Source organism: Pectobacterium artocarpous (assembly GCF_046159765.1).
Taxonomy (GTDB): domain Bacteria; phylum Pseudomonadota; class Gammaproteobacteria; order Enterobacterales; family Enterobacteriaceae; genus Pectobacterium.
This window is the reverse complement of sequence record NZ_JBJXVK010000004.1, coordinates 64,834-83,134: the sequence shown is the minus strand read 5'-3', so window position 1 is coordinate 83,134 and position 18,301 is coordinate 64,834. Positions and strand designations below refer to the sequence as shown.

Annotated in this window: 18 protein-coding genes; 12 read left to right on the top strand and 6 right to left on the bottom strand. The window is 51.8% G+C overall.

Annotated features, from left to right (window positions below):
- Positions 1–2: 2 nt before the first annotated feature.
- The 6 genes from purF to hisP all read left to right on the top strand — a co-directional run bounded on the left by purF (position 3) and on the right by hisP (position 5,828).
- Positions 3–1,520, top strand: a complete 1,518-nt coding sequence (purF, locus tag ACKQAD_RS03545) for an amidophosphoribosyltransferase (RefSeq protein ID WP_409158875.1) — start codon at positions 3–5, stop codon at positions 1,518–1,520.
- A gap of 198 nt (positions 1,521–1,718) precedes the next feature.
- Complete coding sequence (locus ACKQAD_RS03540) at positions 1,719–2,291, top strand: UbiX family flavin prenyltransferase (protein WP_409158874.1); 573 nt, start codon at positions 1,719–1,721, stop codon at positions 2,289–2,291.
- A 400-nt stretch (positions 2,292–2,691) separates the two neighbouring features.
- Complete coding sequence (locus ACKQAD_RS03535; RefSeq protein WP_409158873.1) at positions 2,692–3,471, top strand: lysine/arginine/ornithine ABC transporter substrate-binding protein; 780 nt, start codon at positions 2,692–2,694, stop codon at positions 3,469–3,471.
- Positions 3,472–3,639: 168 nt separating this feature from the next.
- Positions 3,640–4,329, top strand: coding sequence for a histidine ABC transporter permease HisQ (locus ACKQAD_RS03530; RefSeq protein WP_409158872.1), 690 nt, complete (start codon positions 3,640–3,642; stop codon positions 4,327–4,329).
- A complete protein-coding gene (locus ACKQAD_RS03525) occupies positions 4,322–5,038 on the top strand; it encodes an ABC transporter permease (protein ID WP_409158871.1) in 717 nt (238 codons plus the stop codon). Before ACKQAD_RS03530 ends, ACKQAD_RS03525 begins: the two co-directional genes overlap by 8 nt.
- 16 nt (positions 5,039–5,054) lie before the next feature.
- Positions 5,055–5,828 (top strand): histidine ABC transporter ATP-binding protein HisP, encoded by a 774-nt coding sequence (hisP, locus tag ACKQAD_RS03520; protein ID WP_409158870.1) that lies wholly within the window; start codon positions 5,055–5,057, stop codon positions 5,826–5,828.
- Between the two features lie 366 nt (positions 5,829–6,194).
- On the opposite strand, the gene ACKQAD_RS03515 is transcribed toward hisP, so the two are convergent.
- From ACKQAD_RS03515 to yfcG, 3 genes are all read right to left on the bottom strand, one after another.
- A complete protein-coding gene (locus ACKQAD_RS03515; RefSeq protein WP_409158869.1) occupies positions 6,195–7,100 on the bottom strand; it encodes a TIGR01777 family oxidoreductase in 906 nt (301 codons plus the stop codon).
- Positions 7,101–7,117: 17 nt separating this feature from the next.
- The gene (folX, locus tag ACKQAD_RS03510) at positions 7,118–7,489 is read right to left on the bottom strand and encodes a dihydroneopterin triphosphate 2'-epimerase (RefSeq protein WP_409158868.1); all 372 of its coding nucleotides are present in this window, start codon (positions 7,487–7,489) and stop codon (positions 7,118–7,120) included.
- A 124-nt stretch (positions 7,490–7,613) separates the two neighbouring features.
- Positions 7,614–8,240, bottom strand: coding sequence for a GSH-dependent disulfide bond oxidoreductase (yfcG, locus tag ACKQAD_RS03505; protein WP_409158867.1), 627 nt, complete (start codon positions 8,238–8,240; stop codon positions 7,614–7,616).
- A 260-nt stretch (positions 8,241–8,500) separates the two neighbouring features.
- Here yfcG and yfcE point away from each other — a divergent pair, with 260 nt between their 5' ends.
- Both yfcE and yfcD read left to right on the top strand, forming a co-directional pair.
- Positions 8,501–9,052, top strand: a complete 552-nt coding sequence (gene yfcE, locus ACKQAD_RS03500) for a phosphodiesterase (protein WP_409158866.1) — start codon at positions 8,501–8,503, stop codon at positions 9,050–9,052.
- A gap of 123 nt (positions 9,053–9,175) precedes the next feature.
- The gene (yfcD, locus tag ACKQAD_RS03495; protein WP_409158865.1) at positions 9,176–9,826 is read left to right on the top strand and encodes an NUDIX hydrolase YfcD; all 651 of its coding nucleotides are present in this window, start codon (positions 9,176–9,178) and stop codon (positions 9,824–9,826) included.
- A gap of 122 nt (positions 9,827–9,948) precedes the next feature.
- Here yfcD and pta read toward each other — a convergent pair whose 3' ends face one another.
- Both pta and ackA read right to left on the bottom strand, forming a co-directional pair.
- A complete protein-coding gene (gene pta, locus ACKQAD_RS03490) occupies positions 9,949–12,087 on the bottom strand; it encodes a phosphate acetyltransferase (RefSeq protein WP_409158863.1) in 2,139 nt (712 codons plus the stop codon).
- A 78-nt stretch (positions 12,088–12,165) separates the two neighbouring features.
- Positions 12,166–13,368 (bottom strand): acetate kinase, encoded by a 1,203-nt coding sequence (gene ackA / locus ACKQAD_RS03485; RefSeq protein WP_409158862.1) that lies wholly within the window; start codon positions 13,366–13,368, stop codon positions 12,166–12,168.
- A 477-nt stretch (positions 13,369–13,845) separates the two neighbouring features.
- Here ackA and yfbV point away from each other — a divergent pair, with 477 nt between their 5' ends.
- From yfbV to ACKQAD_RS03465, 4 genes are all read left to right on the top strand, one after another.
- Positions 13,846–14,301: a terminus macrodomain insulation protein YfbV gene (gene yfbV, locus ACKQAD_RS03480; protein WP_409158861.1), complete on the top strand. Its 456-nt coding sequence runs from the start codon at positions 13,846–13,848 to the stop codon at positions 14,299–14,301.
- Positions 14,302–14,465: 164 nt separating this feature from the next.
- Positions 14,466–14,960, top strand: a complete 495-nt coding sequence (locus ACKQAD_RS03475; protein ID WP_409158860.1) for a YfbU family protein — start codon at positions 14,466–14,468, stop codon at positions 14,958–14,960.
- Between the two features lie 22 nt (positions 14,961–14,982).
- On the top strand, positions 14,983–15,639 hold the full coding sequence (locus ACKQAD_RS03470) for a sugar phosphatase (protein WP_409158859.1): 657 nt from the start codon (positions 14,983–14,985) through the stop codon (positions 15,637–15,639).
- A gap of 175 nt (positions 15,640–15,814) precedes the next feature.
- On the top strand, positions 15,815–17,647 hold the full coding sequence (locus ACKQAD_RS03465; protein ID WP_409158858.1) for an SLC13 family permease: 1,833 nt from the start codon (positions 15,815–15,817) through the stop codon (positions 17,645–17,647).
- 29 nt (positions 17,648–17,676) lie between these two features.
- Here the strand turns inward: ACKQAD_RS03465 and yfbR are convergent, their stop codons facing one another.
- Entirely contained in the window at positions 17,677–18,276 is a 600-nt protein-coding gene (yfbR, locus tag ACKQAD_RS03460; protein WP_409158857.1) for a 5'-deoxynucleotidase, read from the bottom strand.
- Positions 18,277–18,301: the final 25 nt, after the last annotated feature.

Here is an 18,301-nt window from a genome sequence, read left to right as displayed (position 1 = left end):
CCATGTGCGGTATTGTCGGTATCGCCGGTTTTACACCGGTCAACCAGTCGATTTATGACGCGTTAACGGTGTTGCAACACCGTGGGCAGGATGCAGCGGGTATTGTAACCATCGATGCCTTTAATTGTTTTCGCCTGCGTAAGGCCAATGGCCTGGTGAAAGATGTGTTTGAAGCGCGGCACATGCAACGCTTACAGGGCAACATGGGGCTTGGCCACGTGCGCTATCCAACTGCGGGCAGTTCCAGCGCCTCGGAAGCTCAGCCTTTCTATGTCAACTCTCCGTTCGGTATCACGTTGGCTCACAACGGTAACCTGACTAACGCCCACGAACTGCGTAAGAAGCTGTTCGAGCAGGAGCGCCGCCATGTTAACACCACGTCTGATTCTGAAATTCTGCTGAATATCTTTGCCAGAGAACTGGACCGTTTCCAACATTACCCGCTGGAAGCCGATAATATTTTTGCTGCCGTTGCCGCGACACATCAGCAAATTCGCGGTGCCTATGCCTGTGTTGGCATGATTATCGGTCACGGTATGGTGGCCTTTCGCGATCCTAACGGGATTCGTCCGCTGGTGATTGGTAAGCGCGATCTGGAAGATGGGCGTAGCGAATACATGGTGGCGTCAGAAAGCGTCGCGCTGGATACACTGGGCTTTGAATTTTTACGCGATGTGGCGCCGGGAGAAGCGATCTACATTACGGAAAAAGGACAGCTGTTTACCCGCCAGTGTGCGGAAAATCCAAAGAGTAATCCATGCCTGTTCGAATACGTCTACTTCGCTCGCCCAGACTCTTTCATTGATAAAATCTCGGTCTACAGTGCACGTGTTCGCATGGGGCAGAAACTTGGTGAAAAGATTGCGCGCCAATGGGAAGATCTCGATATTGATGTTGTGATCCCTATTCCTGAGACATCGTGTGATATCGCGCTGGAAATCGCGCGCATTATCAACAAGCCGTACCGTCAGGGATTTGTGAAAAACCGCTACGTTGGCCGTACCTTTATCATGCCTGGGCAGCAGGCGCGTAAGAAATCGGTACGCCGTAAACTGAACGCCAACCGTGCTGAATTCCGTGACAAAAACGTGCTGCTGGTGGATGACTCCATCGTGCGCGGTACCACGTCGGAGCAGATTGTGGAAATGGCGCGTGAAGCGGGAGCAAAACGCGTTTATCTGGCCTCTGCGGCGCCGGAAATTCGCTTCCCTAACGTATATGGCATTGATATGCCGAGCGCTAATGAACTGATTGCTCACGGTCGTGAAGTGGATGAAATCTGTAAGATTATTGGCGCTGATGCACTTATTTTCCAGGATCTCGACGATCTCATCGAGGCGGCACGTGAAGATAACCCGGATATTGCTCAGTTTGAATGCTCGGTGTTTAACGGGATTTACGTGACGAAGGATGTCGATCAAGGCTATCTGGATTATCTGGAAGTCTTGCGCAATGACGACGCCAAAGCGTTGCGCAGCCAGAATGAAGTTGAAGATCTGGAATTGCATAACGAAGGTTAATGACTAGGCGCACGTAAAGGCTTTATTGAAGGGGGAGGGCACGAAAGTGTCTTCCCCCTTGTCGTATATCGAAAACGATTTGTATTGAGAAAACAGCGTTTCGGCGCTTCTCCTTGCTTATCGCTAATCAATGCGGCAAAGTTTGCGCAGATGATTTTTCCGTGTTTTTACTTACGCGGTCAGCAAGAGGCAGTACGAATGAAGCGACTCATTGTAGGGATTTCCGGTGCCAGCGGCGTTATTTACGGCGTCCGACTGCTACAGGTTTTACAGACGCTGGAAGGTATCGAAACACATCTGATCATGAGTCAGGCCGCCCGGCAGACGCTGGCGTTAGAAACGGATTGTAGTTTGCGTGATGTACAAGCGCTGGCCGATGTGGTGCATGACACGCGTGATATCGCTGCCAGCGTCTCTTCGGGGTCGTTTAAAACGGCAGGGATGGTGATATTACCCTGCTCGATAAAAACCCTGTCCGGCATTGTGCATAGCTACAGTGATAACCTATTGACCCGTGCGGCCGATGTGGTGCTGAAGGAACGTCGCCCTTTGGTACTGGGAGTACGCGAAACGCCGTTGCATTTAGGGCATTTACGGCTAATGACCACCGCCGTTGAGCTGGGAGCGATCATCATGCCGCCCGTGCCTGCATTCTACCATCGCCCAGAAAGTGTGCAGGATATTGTCGATCAAACGGTGAATCGTATTCTAGACCAGTTTGATATCGAGTTGCCGAAAGATCTCTTTATCCGTTGGCAAGGTGCGTCGTAGCAGGATAGATGCTAACACGCGCCTTTTTCTTCTCTCTGGGCAGTAAAGCATTACTGCACTTTTTTTGTGCTTTTCTATCACTATGCACTAATTTTGTGCATAAAGGCACTTAAATGGTGCGCTTGAGTTTTTGTATTCATGGCAATGTTATCTATTCTTATTATTGCGCGCCAAAAAATATTAATTAAAATACTTAATAATCAATTGGTTATTTATTTTTTCGTAGGTATTGCCCATGTGTTTTTTACAACGCCCCTGCGTACATTGTGGCATGAAAACTGCTATGAAAAGGGTAATAGTCGGCATTAGAAAACAAATAGTATTCATCTCGTTCATTTTTAAAGCAATAAATCGTTCCGACATTGACAACACATCAATCACTCATGATAAAGGTAGCAATATGAAGAAACTGATCAAAGTTTTGCCGTTGGCACTCATTCTGGCTGCGGGCAGCGCGATGGCGGAGATTCCTAAGAACATTAAAATCGGCACCGATCCTACCTATGCTCCCTTTGAATCCAAAAACGCCAGCGGCGAACTGGTTGGGTTTGATATCGATCTGGCGAAAGAGCTGTGCAAACGCATTCAGGCTAACTGTACGTTTGTGGAAAGTGACTTTGATGCGTTAATTCCTTCTCTTAAAGCTAAAAAAATAGATGCCATCATCTCTTCTCTGTCTATCACCGAAAAACGCCAGCAGGAAATTGCCTTCACCGAGAAGCTGTATGCGGCTAATGCGCGTTTGATCGCGAAGAAGGGCGCGAGCATTGAACCAACGCTGGCGTCTCTGGGCGGCAAGCGTGTCGGTGTGTTGCAGGCATCGACGCAGGAGGCATTTGCGAACGCGAATTGGCAGCCAAAAGGCGTTGAGGTTGTGGCTTATCAAAATCAGGATCTGATTTATGCAGACCTGACCGCAGGCCGTATCGATGCTGCCTTTCAGGATGAAGTGGCGGGAAGCGAAGGCTTCCTGAAGCTTGATATGGGCAAAGACTACGCGTTTGCTGGTCCGGCGGTAAAAGATGACAAATTCTTCGGTGTGGGGACGGGGATGGGCCTGCGTAAAGCGGATACCGAGCTGAAAGCTGCGCTGGATAAAGCCTTTGACGAAATGCGTAAAGACGGTACCTACGATACCTTCGCGAAAAAATACTTCGATTTTGACGTCTACGGCGGCTAATGCTGCCACAACGATGCATATCGTTATCACGATACATATATCTTTAATCACCGTAGATATTGTGTAGCGGAATCGTAGGGTAATACGGCACGGGACCGTTCCTTCTGTGTCGTATTCCTGACCGATGACGTACCGTGCCATTAACCGCTATTTCAACGGATATCATTGATGCTCTATGGCTATTCCCAGCTAATTCTGGATGGTGCCATCATGACACTGGAGCTGGCAGCGAGTTCGCTACTGTTGGCGCTAGCTATCGGCCTGATTGGCGCATCGGCGAAGCTGTCTTCCAACCGCCTGCTGGCAGGGTGTTTTTCCTGCTATACCACGTTGATCCGTGGCATTCCCGACCTGGTGCTGATGTTGCTGATTTTCTATGGCCTGCAAATCGTCTTAAATGGCGTGACGGAGTCGATGGGGATGGCACAGGTTGACATCGATCCTTTGAGCGCCGGAATTATTACATTGGGCTTTATTTACGGCGCGTATTTCACGGAAACCTTTCGTGGTGCCTATCTTGCCGTGCCGCGCGGACAAATCGAAGCGGCTGTTGCGTTCGGTTTTTCTCCCATAAAGGTGTTCCGTCGTATTTTGTTTCCTTCCATGATGCGTTTCGCGCTGCCGGGCATTGGTAACAACTGGCAGGTGATCCTGAAAGCAACGGCGTTGGTATCACTGCTTGGCCTGAATGATGTGATTAAGGCGACGCAGTTGGCTGGCAAGGGCGCACATGAGCCGTTTTATTTTGCGCTGGTTGCCGGGGCGATGTACCTGATTTTTACCACCGTTTCTAACGGCGTGTTGTGGTGGCTGGAAAGACACTATTCGCAGGGAGTCAAGAAAGTAAACTATGAGTGAGATCCTGCAACAATATTGGCAGCCGCTACTGTGGAGCGATGGTTACCGTCTGACCGGGCTGGCGATGACGCTCTGGCTGCTCATTTCTTCGGTGGTCATCGGCGGATTGATGGCGCTGCCGTTGGCGATTGCCCGCGTGTCGCCGCGACGCCGGTTCAGCTTTCCGGTGTGGCTATTTACTTACTTATTCCGCGGCACGCCGCTCTATGTGCAGCTTCTGGTGTTCTATTCTGGCGTGTATAGCCTGGAAATTGTGCGCGGCACTGATCTGCTGAATGCCTTTTTTCGTAGCGGGCTGAACTGTGCCATTTTGGCGCTGGCGCTCAATACCTGTGCGTATACGACCGAGATTTTCGCAGGCGCTATCCGCGCGGTGCCGCATGGGGAAATTGAAGCGGCCAGAGCATACGGCTTCTCTCGCTTTAAGCAGTATCGCTGTATTATTTTGCCGGGGGCGCTACGTATTGCGCTGCCTGCCTACAGCAACGAAGTGATTCTGATGCTGCATTCGACGGCGCTGGCCTTTACCGTGACCGTACCGGATATTCTGAAGATTGCCCGTGATATCAACGCTACAACCTACCAGCCGTTTTATGCGTTTGGTATCGCTGCCGTCATCTATCTGGCGATCTCATTTGTGTTAATCGGGCTGTTCAGAAGGGCGGAACGGCGCTGGTTACGTCATCTTTATACCCGTTCATCCCATTAAACGCAGGAAAAAGAGCATGTCGAATAACAAACTGATGGTGACGGAGCTGCGTAAACGCTATGGCCAGCATGAGGTGCTGAAAGGGATCTCATTACAGGCGAAAGCGGGTGACGTTATTTCAATTATTGGTTCGTCCGGTTCGGGAAAAAGCACCTTACTGCGCTGCATTAATTTTCTGGAAAAACCCTGCGAAGGGGCGATTTACGTCAGCGATCAGGAAATTCGCATGGTGCGAGATACTGACGGACAGCTGAAAGTGTTTGATAAAAAACAGCTTCAGATGTTGCGGACGCGTCTGACGATGGTGTTTCAGCACTTCAATCTGTGGAGCTTCATGACGGTGTTGGAGAACGTGATGGAGGCGCCGATTCAGGTATTAGGGCTTAGCAAAGCGGAAGCGCGCGAGCGGGCGGTGTTCTACCTGAACAAAGTTGGCATTACGGATTCTGCCCAACAGAAATACCCGTCGGATCTCTCTGGTGGCCAACAGCAGCGCGTTTCCATTGCACGGGCGTTGGCGATGGAGCCGGAAGTGTTGTTATTTGATGAGCCTACGTCGGCGCTCGATCCCGAACTGGTTAGCGAGGTGTTGCGGATCATGCAACAGCTTGCGGAGGAAGGGAAAACGATGGTGGTGGTGACGCATGAAATGGAATTTGCTCGGCATGTGTCTAGCCACGTTATCTTTTTGCATCAGGGCGTAATCGAAGAAGAAGGCCCTCCGGACCAGCTTTTCGGTCGCCCGAAAAGCGCGCGTTTGCAGCAGTTTTTGTCCGGTGCCTTGAAGTAGGTTTTGGGGCTGATGGTAATCAGCCTCTAACGGTTAACAGGTACTCATGCTCTAGCATTTTCACCACTCTATGTCGGATAGTGTAAAAATTTCGTGCTTGTTAACCACCGTATTTCTCTGTCATTTCATCACACGCCCGACAAGGAGCGCTCAGTTGCCGCTGCTCCTTGACCACTGGCTTTTGGGCGAGAATTGTGCCGCTGCGCGGTGCCTTCGGCGTTCCTGACCGCTATTCGGGCCGCCAGTGACGCGTTCCCTACGCGGCACTGCCTTTCGCCGCATCCATGCGGCTCCCCCGCCGGTCATGCCCACCTCAGCACAATTTTTACGCCAGAAGTGCAGAATGTTTGGGCATTTTATCAAATTTCAGCTTGGTTTTTTGACCACGTCTTGCAGGGCTTCTTCCAACTCAAAGAAGCGGAAACCAAAGCCTGCGGCCTCTAGTCGCTGTGGGATGGCGCGCTGTCCGCCCAACACCAGCGTCGAGGCTTCTCCCATCAGCAGCTTGATCGCAAAAGCGGGCGCTCGTAGAAAACCGGGACGATCCAGGACATGTGCCAGTGTGGCGGAAAATTTTTCGTTATGAACCGGATAGGGTGCAACCATATTGAAAGGGCCGCTCAATATCGGCTGATCCAACAGATAGATAATGCCGTTAACCATGTCATCAATATGAATCCACGGCATATATTGCTTGCCTGAACCCATCGGCCCGCCAAGCCCAAGACGGAAAATCGGCAGCATTTTTGCCAGCGCCCCCCCCTGTGCAGCAAGAACAATACCAGTGCGCAGCAGGCAGACGCGGGTTTTATCGCTTTCGGCGGACTGTGCCAGCGCTTCCCAGCGGGCGCACAGATGATGTGTGAACCCATCGACCGGGGATTCATCCTCTGTGACCAGCGCTTCCCCCTGATCGCCATAATATCCGACAGCAGAGCCTGAGATAAAAACGGCCGGCGGTTCACTGCTGGCTTTGATTAACGTGGTGAGCTGCTCGGTGATGTTCCAGCGACTTTTTGCCAAGCGCTGTTTTTGTTGTGGCGTCCAGCGTTTATCGGCGATAGGTTCGCCCGCCAGATTGATGACGCCATCAACGCCGTTCAGTGAGGTGATATTACTCAGCGTTGACCAATATTCTACCTGATTGCCAAGAACACCTCGAGCGCGCTCAGGATCGCGTGTCAATACCGTAATGTGATGGGAAAGCCGCTGTAATCGTTGAATAAGATGGCGGCCAATAAGGCCGGTTCCGCCAGTTATGAGTAGTTGCATCGCGCGCTCCCATATCTTTATGCTTTGTGATAACGCAGGGTCATAGAAACCGAATCGGCGTATCGCAGGGCAAACGGTTTATCGACTTCTACCTCAGCATAGGTTATCCAGTCATGATCGCTGGCGATGTTAAGCACATCCTGCGTTAATTTTTCCAGCAACGCGAAGCGGTTACCTTCGACGTGGCGAATAATGCTTTTGGTGATGGTGCGGTAGTTCAGCGCATCGGCGATATTTTCGCTGTTGCGCGCCTGCTCTGCTGGGTAGTGAATCACAACGTTGATGATCACATCCTGCTTATTCGTGATTTCCTCATCGTTGATACCGATGAAGGTGCGTAGCCGCAGATTTTTTATACGAATAATGGCGTCAGAATAGTGATGTGGCATTGTTCGGCCCTCGGTTGCTTCTGTTACTGCGGCTAAACCGCCGCGTCAGGGGTATGGTTAACAACAATATGTTGATTACCATAGCAGAAGATACTCAAAGGCCGAATGAGATGATGCCAGAATTTTATTGTTCGGCGAGCTGATAGGCCCGCTGTGTTGCCGGGCGCTCGCTAATGCGTGTATACCACGCTTTTACCGCCGGATAATCATCAAGGTCGACGCGCTGGCGAGCATAAGAGACCACCCACGGATACGTCGCGATATCGGCGATGCTGTAATGCTCTCCAGCTAACCACGGGCTGTCTTGCAGGTGTTTATCCAGCACACGATACAGGCGCTGTGTCTCCTGCTGATAGCGTTCAATGGCGTAAGGCACCGGCTGAGGCGCATAGTGGTTAAAATGGTGATTCTGCCCCAGCATAGGCCCGAAACCAGCGACCTGCCAGAATAGCCACTGTAGTGTGGCCGTGCGCTCACGTAGTGACGAACTCAACAGCACACCGTGCTTTTCCGCCAGATAAAGCAAGATAGCGCCAGATTCAAACAGGCTGATAGGCGTATCGCCTTCCGTCGGCTCCGTATCGACAATCGCGGGAATTTTGTTATTAGGCGAGATCGCCAAAAACTCCGGCCTGAACTGTTCGCCTTTGCTGATATTTACGCGGTGGAGTTGGTAGGGGAGGTTCGCTTCCTCCAGAAATAGTGTGATCTTGTGTCCGTTGGGGGTTGGTGCGTAATACAGGTCAATCATGAATCACGTCTCCGTTTTAATTCAGAAAAATATCATGGACTGTATGGCAGTTTATCGCTTCAAAGCGCGATGCGCTGTCAGAATAGCGTATTGAGGGACGGGTTCTTACCCTACCACTTCTGCGGGTGAAAAATAAGCGACGACGTACGTCGTTGTGCGATCTTTACCGGAAGCACCTGGTCAACTTTGGTAGACTATTTCCGATAAAGGATGGGGGGGTATGAATATAAACACAACTGAGATAAAGCGGGGAGATAACGATGAAGTTGATGTTTGCGTCCGATATACATGGTTCTCTCAGCGCGACGGCGCACGTGCTGGAGATCTTTGAGCAGAGTCATGCCGACTGGCTTATTTTATTGGGCGATTCTCTCAATCATGGTCCGCGCAACCCGCTGCCGGAGAACTATCAACCCGCAGAAGTGGCAACTCAGTTGAACGCCTATGCGTCACGTATCATCGCCGTGCGCGGGAATTGCGACAGCGAGGTTGATCAGATGCTGTTGACCTTTCCGATAACGGCACCGTGGCAACATGTGCTACTGCCTCAAAACCGCCTTTTCCTGACGCACGGTCATCTTTATCATCCAGATAACCTGCCGCCGTTACGCACGGGGGATGTACTGGTATATGGTCATACTCATATTCCGGTTGCTGAGCGACGTGGTGAATATTATTTTTTCAACCCCGGCTCAGTGAGTTTGCCGAAAGGGGGATTCTCTGCGAGCTATGGCTTGCTTGAACAAGACACGCTGCGGGTTCTGCCGTTACACGGCGGCGAGCCTATTGCACAGGTCTCAATTAGACACTAATTTAGCATATACCCTGTTTTTGCCCTTGAATAACGGCAAGGTAGCAGGGAAGATTCTCAGCAAAGATCGATCATTTAAAACAGACGCGCGTAGCAACGTGCCGATACTAAAGGGTTTCAGAGGATGGCGGAACAAAGTCAGGCAGCAGGCACAGAGTGGGTTGATATCGTCAATGAAAACAACGAGGTAATTGCTCAGTCAAGTCGTCAGCAGATGCGTGCGCAGAGTCTTCGTCATCGCGCTACTTACATTGTTGTGCATGATGGTATGGGCAAAATTCTGGTACAGCGTCGGACCAAGATTAAAGACTTCTATCCGGGCTGGCTGGACGCGACCGCAGGTGGCGTGGTGCAAAGCGGTGAGCAAATGCTGGAATCCGCACGCCGTGAAGCGGAAGAAGAACTTGGTATTGCTGGCGTGCCGTTTGCTGAGCATGGGCTGTTTTATTACGAAGGCGAGAATTGCCGGGTGTGGGGCGCGTTGTTTAGCTGCGTTACTCACGGGCCATTCGCGTTACAGGAAGAAGAAGTGGATGAAGTCAGCTGGCTGACGCCACAGGAGATTACCGCGCGCTGCGATGAATTTACGCCGGACTCGCTGAAAGCCCTGTCGCTGTGGCTAACGCGCTATAGCGATCGGGAATATGGCAAGCCGATTTCACGCAAGCTGAATGAGGTGGTAGAAGCCGCAGAGAAATCCGTCGTTAATCATGACAATGTTGATGATGAGAACGACAGCAACGTTGCTTCATCGGAAACGGATTCGCAGAAATAATCTGACATTGGCCAGCATTCCTGTCTCGCTGCCGCTTTTCCCGCTGCAGCGTTTTTCTTGCTCTTCTTACAAATAAAAATGCCAGCCCGAAGGCTGGCATCAATATCAACGCTCTCAAAAGATTAGAGCTGTGTAGCCTGAATGGCGGTCAGAGCAACGGTGTAAACAATGTCGTCTACCAGTGCGCCACGAGACAGGTCGTTAACCGGTTTGCGCATACCTTGCAGCATTGGCCCGATGGAGATCAGGTCGGCAGAACGCTGTACCGCTTTGTACGTGGTGTTACCGGTGTTCAGGTCAGGGAAGATGAACACGGTGGCTTTACCCGCAACTGGCGAGTTCGGCGCTTTAGACTGTGCAACGTCTGCCATGATGGCGGCGTCGTACTGTAGTGGGCCATCGATGACCAGATCAGGACGTTTTTCCTGCGCCAGACGGGTTGCTTCACGCACTTTCTCAACATCGCTACCCGCGCCGGAGTTACCAGTGGAGTAAGAGATCATCGCAACGCGTGGGTCGATGCCGAATGCCGTGGCGGAATCAGCAGACTGGATAGCGATTTCAGCCAACTGCTCTGCGGTCGGATCTGGGTTGATGGCGCAATCTCCGTAAACCAGAACCTGTTCAGGCAGCAGCATGAAGAACACAGAAGACACCAGCGAGCTACCCGGCGCAGTTTTGATCAACTGCAACGGTGGACGGATGGTGTTAGCGGTGGTGTGAACGGCACCAGAAACCAGACCATCAACTTCACCCTGTTCCAGCATCAGCGTACCCAGAACCACGTTGTCTTCGAGCTGTTCGCGCGCAACCACTTCGGTCATACCCTTGCTCTTACGCAGTTCAACCAGACGTGCTACATAGCGTTCGCGTACGACAATCGGATCGACGATTTCGATGCCTTTGCCCAGTTCTACGCCCTGAGCTGCCGCAACACGTTGAATCTCCCCTGGGTTACCGATCAGCACACAGTGTGCAATACCGCGCTCAGCACAGATGGCGGCGGCTTTAACGGTACGTGGCTCATCACCTTCCGGCAGAACGATGCGTTTGCCTGCTTTGCGCGCCAGCTCGGTAAGTTGATAGCGGAACGCTGGCGGAGACAGACGACGTGAACGCTCGGACTCGGCACTCAGGGAATCGATCCACTGGGTGTCGATGTGGCGTGCAACGTATTCCTGTACTTTCTCAACGCGTTGACGGTCATCAGCCGGAACTTCAAGGTTGAAGCTTTGCAGGCTGAGTGAGGTCTGCCAGGTGTTGGTGTTGACCATAAATACAGGCAGGCCAGTCTGGAAGGCGCGCTCGCACAGCTTGGCAATGCTCGGATCCATTTCATAGCCACCGGTCAGCAGCAGAGCACCGATCTCCACACCATTCATGGCAGCCAGACAGGCGGCAACCAGAACATCAGGACGATCGGCGGAGGTTACCAGCAGTGAACCCGGACGGAAGTGTTCCAGCATATGAGGAATGCTGCGTGCGCAGAAGGTCACAGACTTAACACGACGCGTCTGAATATCACCTTCATTGATGATACGGGCATTCAGGTGTTTCGCCATATCAATGGCGCGCGTGGCAATCAGGTCAAAGCTCCATGGAATGCAGCCCAGCACCGGCAGCGGGCTGTTAGCGAACAGTTGCTTCGGATCGATGTTGGCAACGCTGGCTTTCGTGGAATCATCAAAGATTTCAGACAGGTCAGGGCGAGTACGACCTTGCTCATCTACCGGCGCATTCAGTTTGTTGATGATCACGCCAATGATGTTTTTGTTTTTGCTGCCGCCGAAGCTGGAACGCGCGAGTTCGATACGGTCTTTCAGCTGTGCCGGAGAATCGTTACCCAGCGCCAGTACGAAGACGATTTCTGCGTTCAGCGTTTTGGCGATTTCATAGTTCAATGCGTTAGCAAACTGGTGCTTACGGGTAGGAACCAGACCTTCAACCAGAACGACTTCGGCGTCTTTGGTATTTTCGTGATAGCGCGCGATGATTTCTTCCATCAGCACGTCTTGCTGGTTGGAGCTCAGCAGCGCTTCAACGCGGCTCATCGCCAGCGGCTCGGCGGCGTTGATAGCGGAATTCGCACGAATAATGGTGGTCGTCTGATCAGGCGTATTGTCGCCACTGCGCGGCTGGGCGATAGGTTTGAACACGCTCAGGCGAACGCCTTTCTGTTCCATGGAACGGATGACACCCAGACTGACGCTTGTCAGACCAACGCTGGTGCCAGTTGGGATCAACATGATTATACGGGACACGGCTGAACCTCTTTACGGTTGCTCGTTAGTCAAAAACAACACCGTCAGCCTTGGCTGACGGTGTTCGAGGGGCTTGTTTTACGCGGTCAGACGGTAAGCGTCTTCAGCGATGACCAATTCTTCATTGGTCGGGATAACCAGCGCCGGACGGGTGCCATCTTTAGCGATGTTGCCACCTTTACCGAAGCGTGCAGTCAGATTGCGTTCGTGATCGACGTCAAAGCCCAGCAGACCCAGTTTTTTCAGCGACAGTTCACGAACCATTGCGGCGTTTTCACCGATACCACCGGTGAAGATAACGGCATCCAGACGGCCTTCCATCAGTGCTGCATAGGAACCGATGTACTTAGCCAGGCGGTGGCAGTATACGTCCATCGCTCGTTTGGCGTCTGCTTTCGTCTCGTAGTTATCCTCAACGTAACGGCAGTCACTGGTCACTTCAGTCAGACCTTGCAGGCCGGATTCTTTGGTCAGCAATTTGTTGATGCTGGCTACGTCCATGCCCAGTGCGTCGTGCAGGTGGAAAATTACAGCCGGGTCGATATCGCCGCAGCGCGTACCCATAACCAGACCTTCCAACGGCGTCAGACCCATAGAGGTATCAACGCATTCTCCGTTGCGGATTGCCGTAACGGAACCACCGTTGCCCAGATGGCAGGTGATGACGTTCAGCTCTTCTACTGGTTTGTTCAGCACTTTAGCGGCTTCGCGAGAAACGAAGTAGTGGCTGGTGCCGTGGAAGCCGTAGCGACGGATGTGGTTTTCTTTATACAGTTTATACGGCAGAGCATAAAGGTAAGACTCTTCCGGCATGGTCTGGTGGAACGCGGTGTCAAACACAGCAACGTTTTTAGCAGCAAGGTGAGGGAAGGATTTCAGTGCTTCTTCGATACCGATCAAGTGCGCCGGGTTGTGCAGAGGTGCAAAAGGTACAGCATCTTTGATACCCTGAAGAACATCATCAGTGATGATCGCGGATTGGGTGAACTTCTCTCCACCGTGAACGATACGATGACCGATAGCAACCAGTTGAGCCGACAGCTCTGGTTTCTGAGACAGAATGGTGTTGACGATGAAGTTCAGTGCTTCGCTGTGAGCGGCACCGGCACCCAGTTCGGCGTCTTGTTTACCGCCGTCCATTTTCCATTTGATGCGGGCTTCAGGCAGGTTGAAACACTCGGCTAAACCAGACAGGTACTCTTCTCCGTTAATCGCATCGATGATGGCGAATTTCAGGGACGAACTACCGCAGTTAAGAACCAGTACTAACTTACTCGACATGGAAGTACCTACTTGTTATACATGGTTAAAAAATGTCATATAGGGCATAGCGTATCATATGCCGCTGCTGGCATTTATGATTAACATCATGCCTTGGTGCGATACACCAGACACGATGATGAAATAGGGTCGATACTATGACATATGTTATGTCGGATCATCGTTACAACGATTGTTTGTTAAAACAACACGTTTGTTACAACAATGCATCCATACAACAACGTGACATCGACCTGATGTAAACCGCAGCTTTTAAAGCGATGGATAGCCGCGTTATGGCCGTTGGCTGCGCTTATGTCGCGAAGGGAATTATACTCCTTGCGTGTAGTCATACTACTTTAGGTATACAGCGGCCAAAAGGCCGGTCTAGGATACCGATAGCGTAAGTTAAACACAAAATATATTTTAACCTTGTCAACTAGAGTTGTTGATTTGTGCAAAAGTTTTATTTTTTATCTGTAAAGTTGAGGTGTGGCTATGGCGACGAAACCAGACAGTAGAATCAGTTGGCTACAGCTACTCCAACGTGGGCAGCATTACATGAAAACGTGGCCGGCAGAAAAACAGCTGGCACCCGTCTTTCCTGAAAACCGCGTGGCGCGAGCGACGCGATTCGGCATCCGCATTATGCCGCCGTTGGCGGTGTTTACCTTAACGTGGCAAATTGCGCTCGGTGGCCAGCTCGGCCCCGCCATTGCGACCGCGCTGTTTGCCTGTAGCCTGCCGTTGCAGGGACTCTGGTGGCTGGGCCGCCGTTCCGTGACGCCTTTACCGCCGACGCTAGCGCAGTGGTTCCATGAGATTCGTCATAAGCTGCTGGAGTCAGGTCAGGCGTTAGCCCCATTGGAAGAGGCGCCGACTTACCAAACGTTGGCGGATGTGCTGAAACGAGCATTCAACCAGCTTGATAAAACCTTCCTTGATGATTTGTGATCGGCGTCAGGCTGTGTGAAGGTTGATGGCTATTTTGTTCTTTCCCCTGTTTCAAATCAAAGAAGCGGTGGCTACCGCTACCGTGACACGATTCAGTATGCGATTCTGCGGTTAATACCTATTTAGCGACATGGCTTACACCAAAGAGGGTTCAGGAGAGCAACATGGAAATGACGAATGCCCAGAGATTGATCCTTTCAAATCAATATAAAATGATGACGATGCTCGATCCCGAGAACGCGGAGCGCTATCGTCGGTTACAAACGATCATTGAACGTGGTTACGGTTTGCAGATGCGCGAACTGGATCGTGAGTTTGGTGAACTGACCGAAGAAGTATGCCGCACCATTATTAACATTATGGAAATGCACCATGCTTTGCAGGTGTCGTGGACCAATCTGAAAGATAAGCAGGATTTGGATGAGCGACGTCTGACCTTCCTGGGCTTTGATGCCGCAACGGAAGCGCGCTACCTCGGTTTTGTACGCTTTATGGTACATGTCGAGGGGCGCTACCCCCACTTTGATGCGGGCACGCATGGGTTTAATGCTCAGACGAAGATGTGGGAAAAATACAACAGAATGCTGGCTGTCTGGCAATCTTGCCCGCGCCAGTATCACTTGAGTGCGGTGGAGATCGCTCAGATCATCAACGCCTGATTAATGAAAAAGGGGGCTTTCTGTGGAGTGTAAAGGTTTTCTGTTCGACCTCGATGGTACACTGGTCGATTCACTGCCAGCGGTAGAACGTGCGTGGATTAACTGGGCAAAAGATCACGGTATTGAACCACAGGAAGTGCTGGATTTTATTCATGGCAAGCAGGCCATTACGTCTCTACGCCACTTTCTTCAAGGGCAGAGTGAAGAAACGATTCAACAGGAATTCGATGCGTTGGAGAAAACCGAAGCGTCTGATACACAAGGTATTGTTGCCATGCCAGGGGCGAAGGCGCTGTTGGAACGTTTGGATGCACTGGATATTCCCTGGGCGATAGTGACATCCGGTACGGTGCCGATTGCCAGCGCACGTCATCACCGTGGAGAACTGCCTGCGCCTCGAGCCTTTATTACGGCGGAGCAGGTTGCCAAAGGTAAGCCTCATCCCGATGCCTATTTACTTGGCGCACAACAGTTAGGACTGAAGCCGGAAGAGTGTGTCGTCGTTGAAGATGCGCCTGCAGGCGTTCTGTCGGGTCTGGCCGCGGGCTGCAACGTTATTGCGGTGAAGGCACCAGCGGATACCCCGAAACTGGATCAGGTCGATCTGATTCTGGATTCGCTGGAGCAGATAGAAATAGAAAAATTACCGAATGGCGCTAAGGTACTACTGCGCCAGTAGGTCGTCTGTAACATAATGACAAAACTGTGACTAAATATGATCAAACCTCGCGTTCGCGGGGTTTTTTTATGGCAGACTGTATCTGTCATACTCCAAGCTGCATGCGCGTTGGCTCCTTTTTAGGGCATGCGGAACCTACACCTCTCAACATGCATTTTTCCGTCAGGGGACCGTTTTGAATAGCGAACTTCTCTGGGTTTTATCCCTGTTGCTGATCGCCATTGTGTTGTTTACCACCAATAAATTACGCATGGACGTCGTAGCGCTGTTGGTCATCATCGCGTTTGTACTGAGCGGTACGCTGACACTATCTGAAGCGCTGGTAGGGTTCAGCGATCCGAATGTGATATTGATTGCTGCCCTGTTTGTGATTGGTGAAGGGTTGGTTCGTACCGGTATCGCTTATCAGGTCGGTGATTGGCTGGTTCGCGTTGCGGGCAGCGGTGAGATGAAGATGCTGATCTTACTGATGGTCACCGTTGCGCTGCTGGGGGCCTTTATGAGTTCCACTGGCGTTGTCGCGATTTTTATTCCCGTGGTGCTGAGTGTTTCCGCGCGGATGAAGATTTCTCCTGGAAGATTGATGATGCCGTTGAGTTTCGCCGGGCTAATTAGCGGCATGATGACGCTAGTGGCGACACCGCCGAATATGGTGGTGAGCAGCGAGTTGATGCGCGAAGGGGTAGCAGGTTTTGGGTTCTTCAGCGTGACGCCGATAGGGATAGTGGTATTGCTGCTGGGCGTGGCGTATATGATGGTGGCGCGTTACTGGCTTGGCGGCGCGGAGACAGAGACAGCAAAAGAGATGTGGAAGAGAAGAACGTTCCGCGATCTGATTCGTGATTATCGGCTGACGGGCAGGGCGCGCCGGCTGGCGATTCGTCCAGGATCGCCTTTTATTGGCCACCGTCTGGATGATTTATGCCTGCGTCAGCGCTTTGGGGCGAACGTGGTGGGGATTGAACGCTGGCGTAAGTTTCGCCGCGTGATGATCAGCGTAGCGGGCAATACCGAACTTCGTCTGAATGATGTTTTGTTGATCGACATGTCGGCATCGGAAGTGGATTTACGTGAATTTTGTACCGGGCAGCGGCTTGAGCCAATGGTGCTGCGCGGTGAATATTTTTCTGAGCAGGCTCGTGATGTGGGGATGGCGGAAGTCTCGTTGATTCCTGACTCCGAACTATTGGGAAAAACACTGTACGATGTTGGGTTCCGAAGCCGCTATGGCCTGAGTGTCGTGGGGATCCGTCGGGCAGGTGAGGCGATGGAAGGTATCCTCGCCGATGAGCCGCTCCAACTCGGTGATATTCTGCTGGTGATGGGCGACTGGCGTATGATCCGGCAGTTGCACACGCAGAAAAACGACTTCCTTTTGCTTAATCTTCCTGCCGAAGTTGATGATGTCGCACCCGCAGTGAGTCAGGCTCCACATGCACTGTTTTGTCTGGCGTTAATGGTAGCGATGATGCTGACGGATGAAATTCCGAATGCGATTGCCGCGTTGATAGCCTGCTTGCTGATGGGGAAATTCCGCTGTATTGATATGGAAAGCGCCTACCGGGCGATTCACTGGCCAAGCATTATTCTTATTGTCGGGATGATGCCGTTTGCGCTGGCATTGCAGCAAACCGGCGGTGTGACGCTGATCGTTAAAGGACTGATGGATATTGCCGGGGACGCCGGCCCACATGTGATGTTGGTGTGTTTGTTTGTGCTGTGTGCTGTGATTGGCCTGTTCATTTCCAACACGGCGACGGCGGTGTTGATGGCGCCGATTGCGATCGCCGCAGCGAAGCAGATGGGCGTGTCGCCGTATCCCTTTGCGATGATTATCGCGATTGCGGCATCCGCCGCGTTTATGACGCCGGTTTCGTCACCCGTGAATACGCTGGTATTGGGCCCAGGCGGTTATAAATTCGGGGACTTTGTGCGCGTTGGTGTCCCCTTTACCGTTCTGGTAATGCTGGTCAGCGTGGTGATAGTGCCGTGGCTGTACCCGTTCTGACGATGTTTGCCCATTAGAACGGATGCGCGTTATAACGGAGAATCCTGACTGATTTCGTCGAGCGACAAGCTAAAGCTGGGAACGAAGACTGTCATGAAATAGCCCATTTCCGGGCTGTGGCGCTGTTGCAGGGTTTTTTCCAGTCGTGCTTTGGCAAGCATAAATTCTGCGTTGCCTGCCGATAATTCTTCCAGGCACTTCAGGTAGGCGCAGAGCGCGTCTGCCTGTTTAACGATGGCACGTTCTTCTTCGCTGGTGTAGTTGTCATCCAGCAGCATCCGATAATCCTGCTGTAGCTCCTCCGGTAACATCTCAACCAGTTTCTGCTGTGCAATCTTCTCTATTTTCTTGTACTCGTGCGCGATCTGCGCGTTGTAGTACTTGATGGGCGTCGGCATGTCGCCGGTCAGCACCTCGCTGGCATCATGATACATCGCCAGAAGTGCGATGCGTTCTGCGTTCAGGTTACCCTCGAATTTGCGGTTTTTGATGACTGCCAGCGCATGCGCGACAAAGGCGACTTGAAGGCTGTGCTCGGAGACGTTTTCCGTGCGCACATTGCGCATGAGCGGCCAACGGCTGATGAGCTTTAGGCGGGATAAGTGGGCGAAAAAGTGGCTCTGATTCATGGCGATCTCTCAGACAACAGCACGG

Bases quoted from the DNA above. Each gene is read 5' to 3' on its own strand.
- purF (WP_409158875.1), top strand. From the start codon at position 3: ATGTGCGGTATTGTCGGTATCGCCGGTTTTACACCGGTCAACCAGTCG.
- ACKQAD_RS03540 (WP_409158874.1), top strand. From the start codon at position 1,719: ATGAAGCGACTCATTGTAGGGATTTCCGGTGCCAGCGGCGTTATTTAC.
- ACKQAD_RS03535 (WP_409158873.1), top strand. From the start codon at position 2,692: ATGAAGAAACTGATCAAAGTTTTGCCGTTGGCACTCATTCTGGCTGCG.
- ACKQAD_RS03530 (WP_409158872.1), top strand. From the start codon at position 3,640: ATGCTCTATGGCTATTCCCAGCTAATTCTGGATGGTGCCATCATGACA.
- ACKQAD_RS03525 (WP_409158871.1), top strand. From the start codon at position 4,322: ATGAGTGAGATCCTGCAACAATATTGGCAGCCGCTACTGTGGAGCGAT.
- hisP (WP_409158870.1), top strand. From the start codon at position 5,055: ATGTCGAATAACAAACTGATGGTGACGGAGCTGCGTAAACGCTATGGC.
- ACKQAD_RS03515 (WP_409158869.1), bottom strand. From the start codon at position 7,100: ATGCAACTACTCATAACTGGCGGAACCGGCCTTATTGGCCGCCATCTT.
- folX (WP_409158868.1), bottom strand. From the start codon at position 7,489: ATGCCACATCACTATTCTGACGCCATTATTCGTATAAAAAATCTGCGG.
- yfcG (WP_409158867.1), bottom strand. From the start codon at position 8,240: ATGATTGACCTGTATTACGCACCAACCCCCAACGGACACAAGATCACA.
- yfcE (WP_409158866.1), top strand. From the start codon at position 8,501: ATGAAGTTGATGTTTGCGTCCGATATACATGGTTCTCTCAGCGCGACG.
- yfcD (WP_409158865.1), top strand. From the start codon at position 9,176: ATGGCGGAACAAAGTCAGGCAGCAGGCACAGAGTGGGTTGATATCGTC.
- ackA (WP_409158862.1), bottom strand. From the start codon at position 13,368: ATGTCGAGTAAGTTAGTACTGGTTCTTAACTGCGGTAGTTCGTCCCTG.
- yfbV (WP_409158861.1), top strand. From the start codon at position 13,846: ATGGCGACGAAACCAGACAGTAGAATCAGTTGGCTACAGCTACTCCAA.
- ACKQAD_RS03475 (WP_409158860.1), top strand. From the start codon at position 14,466: ATGGAAATGACGAATGCCCAGAGATTGATCCTTTCAAATCAATATAAA.
- yfbR (WP_409158857.1), bottom strand. From the start codon at position 18,276: ATGAATCAGAGCCACTTTTTCGCCCACTTATCCCGCCTAAAGCTCATC.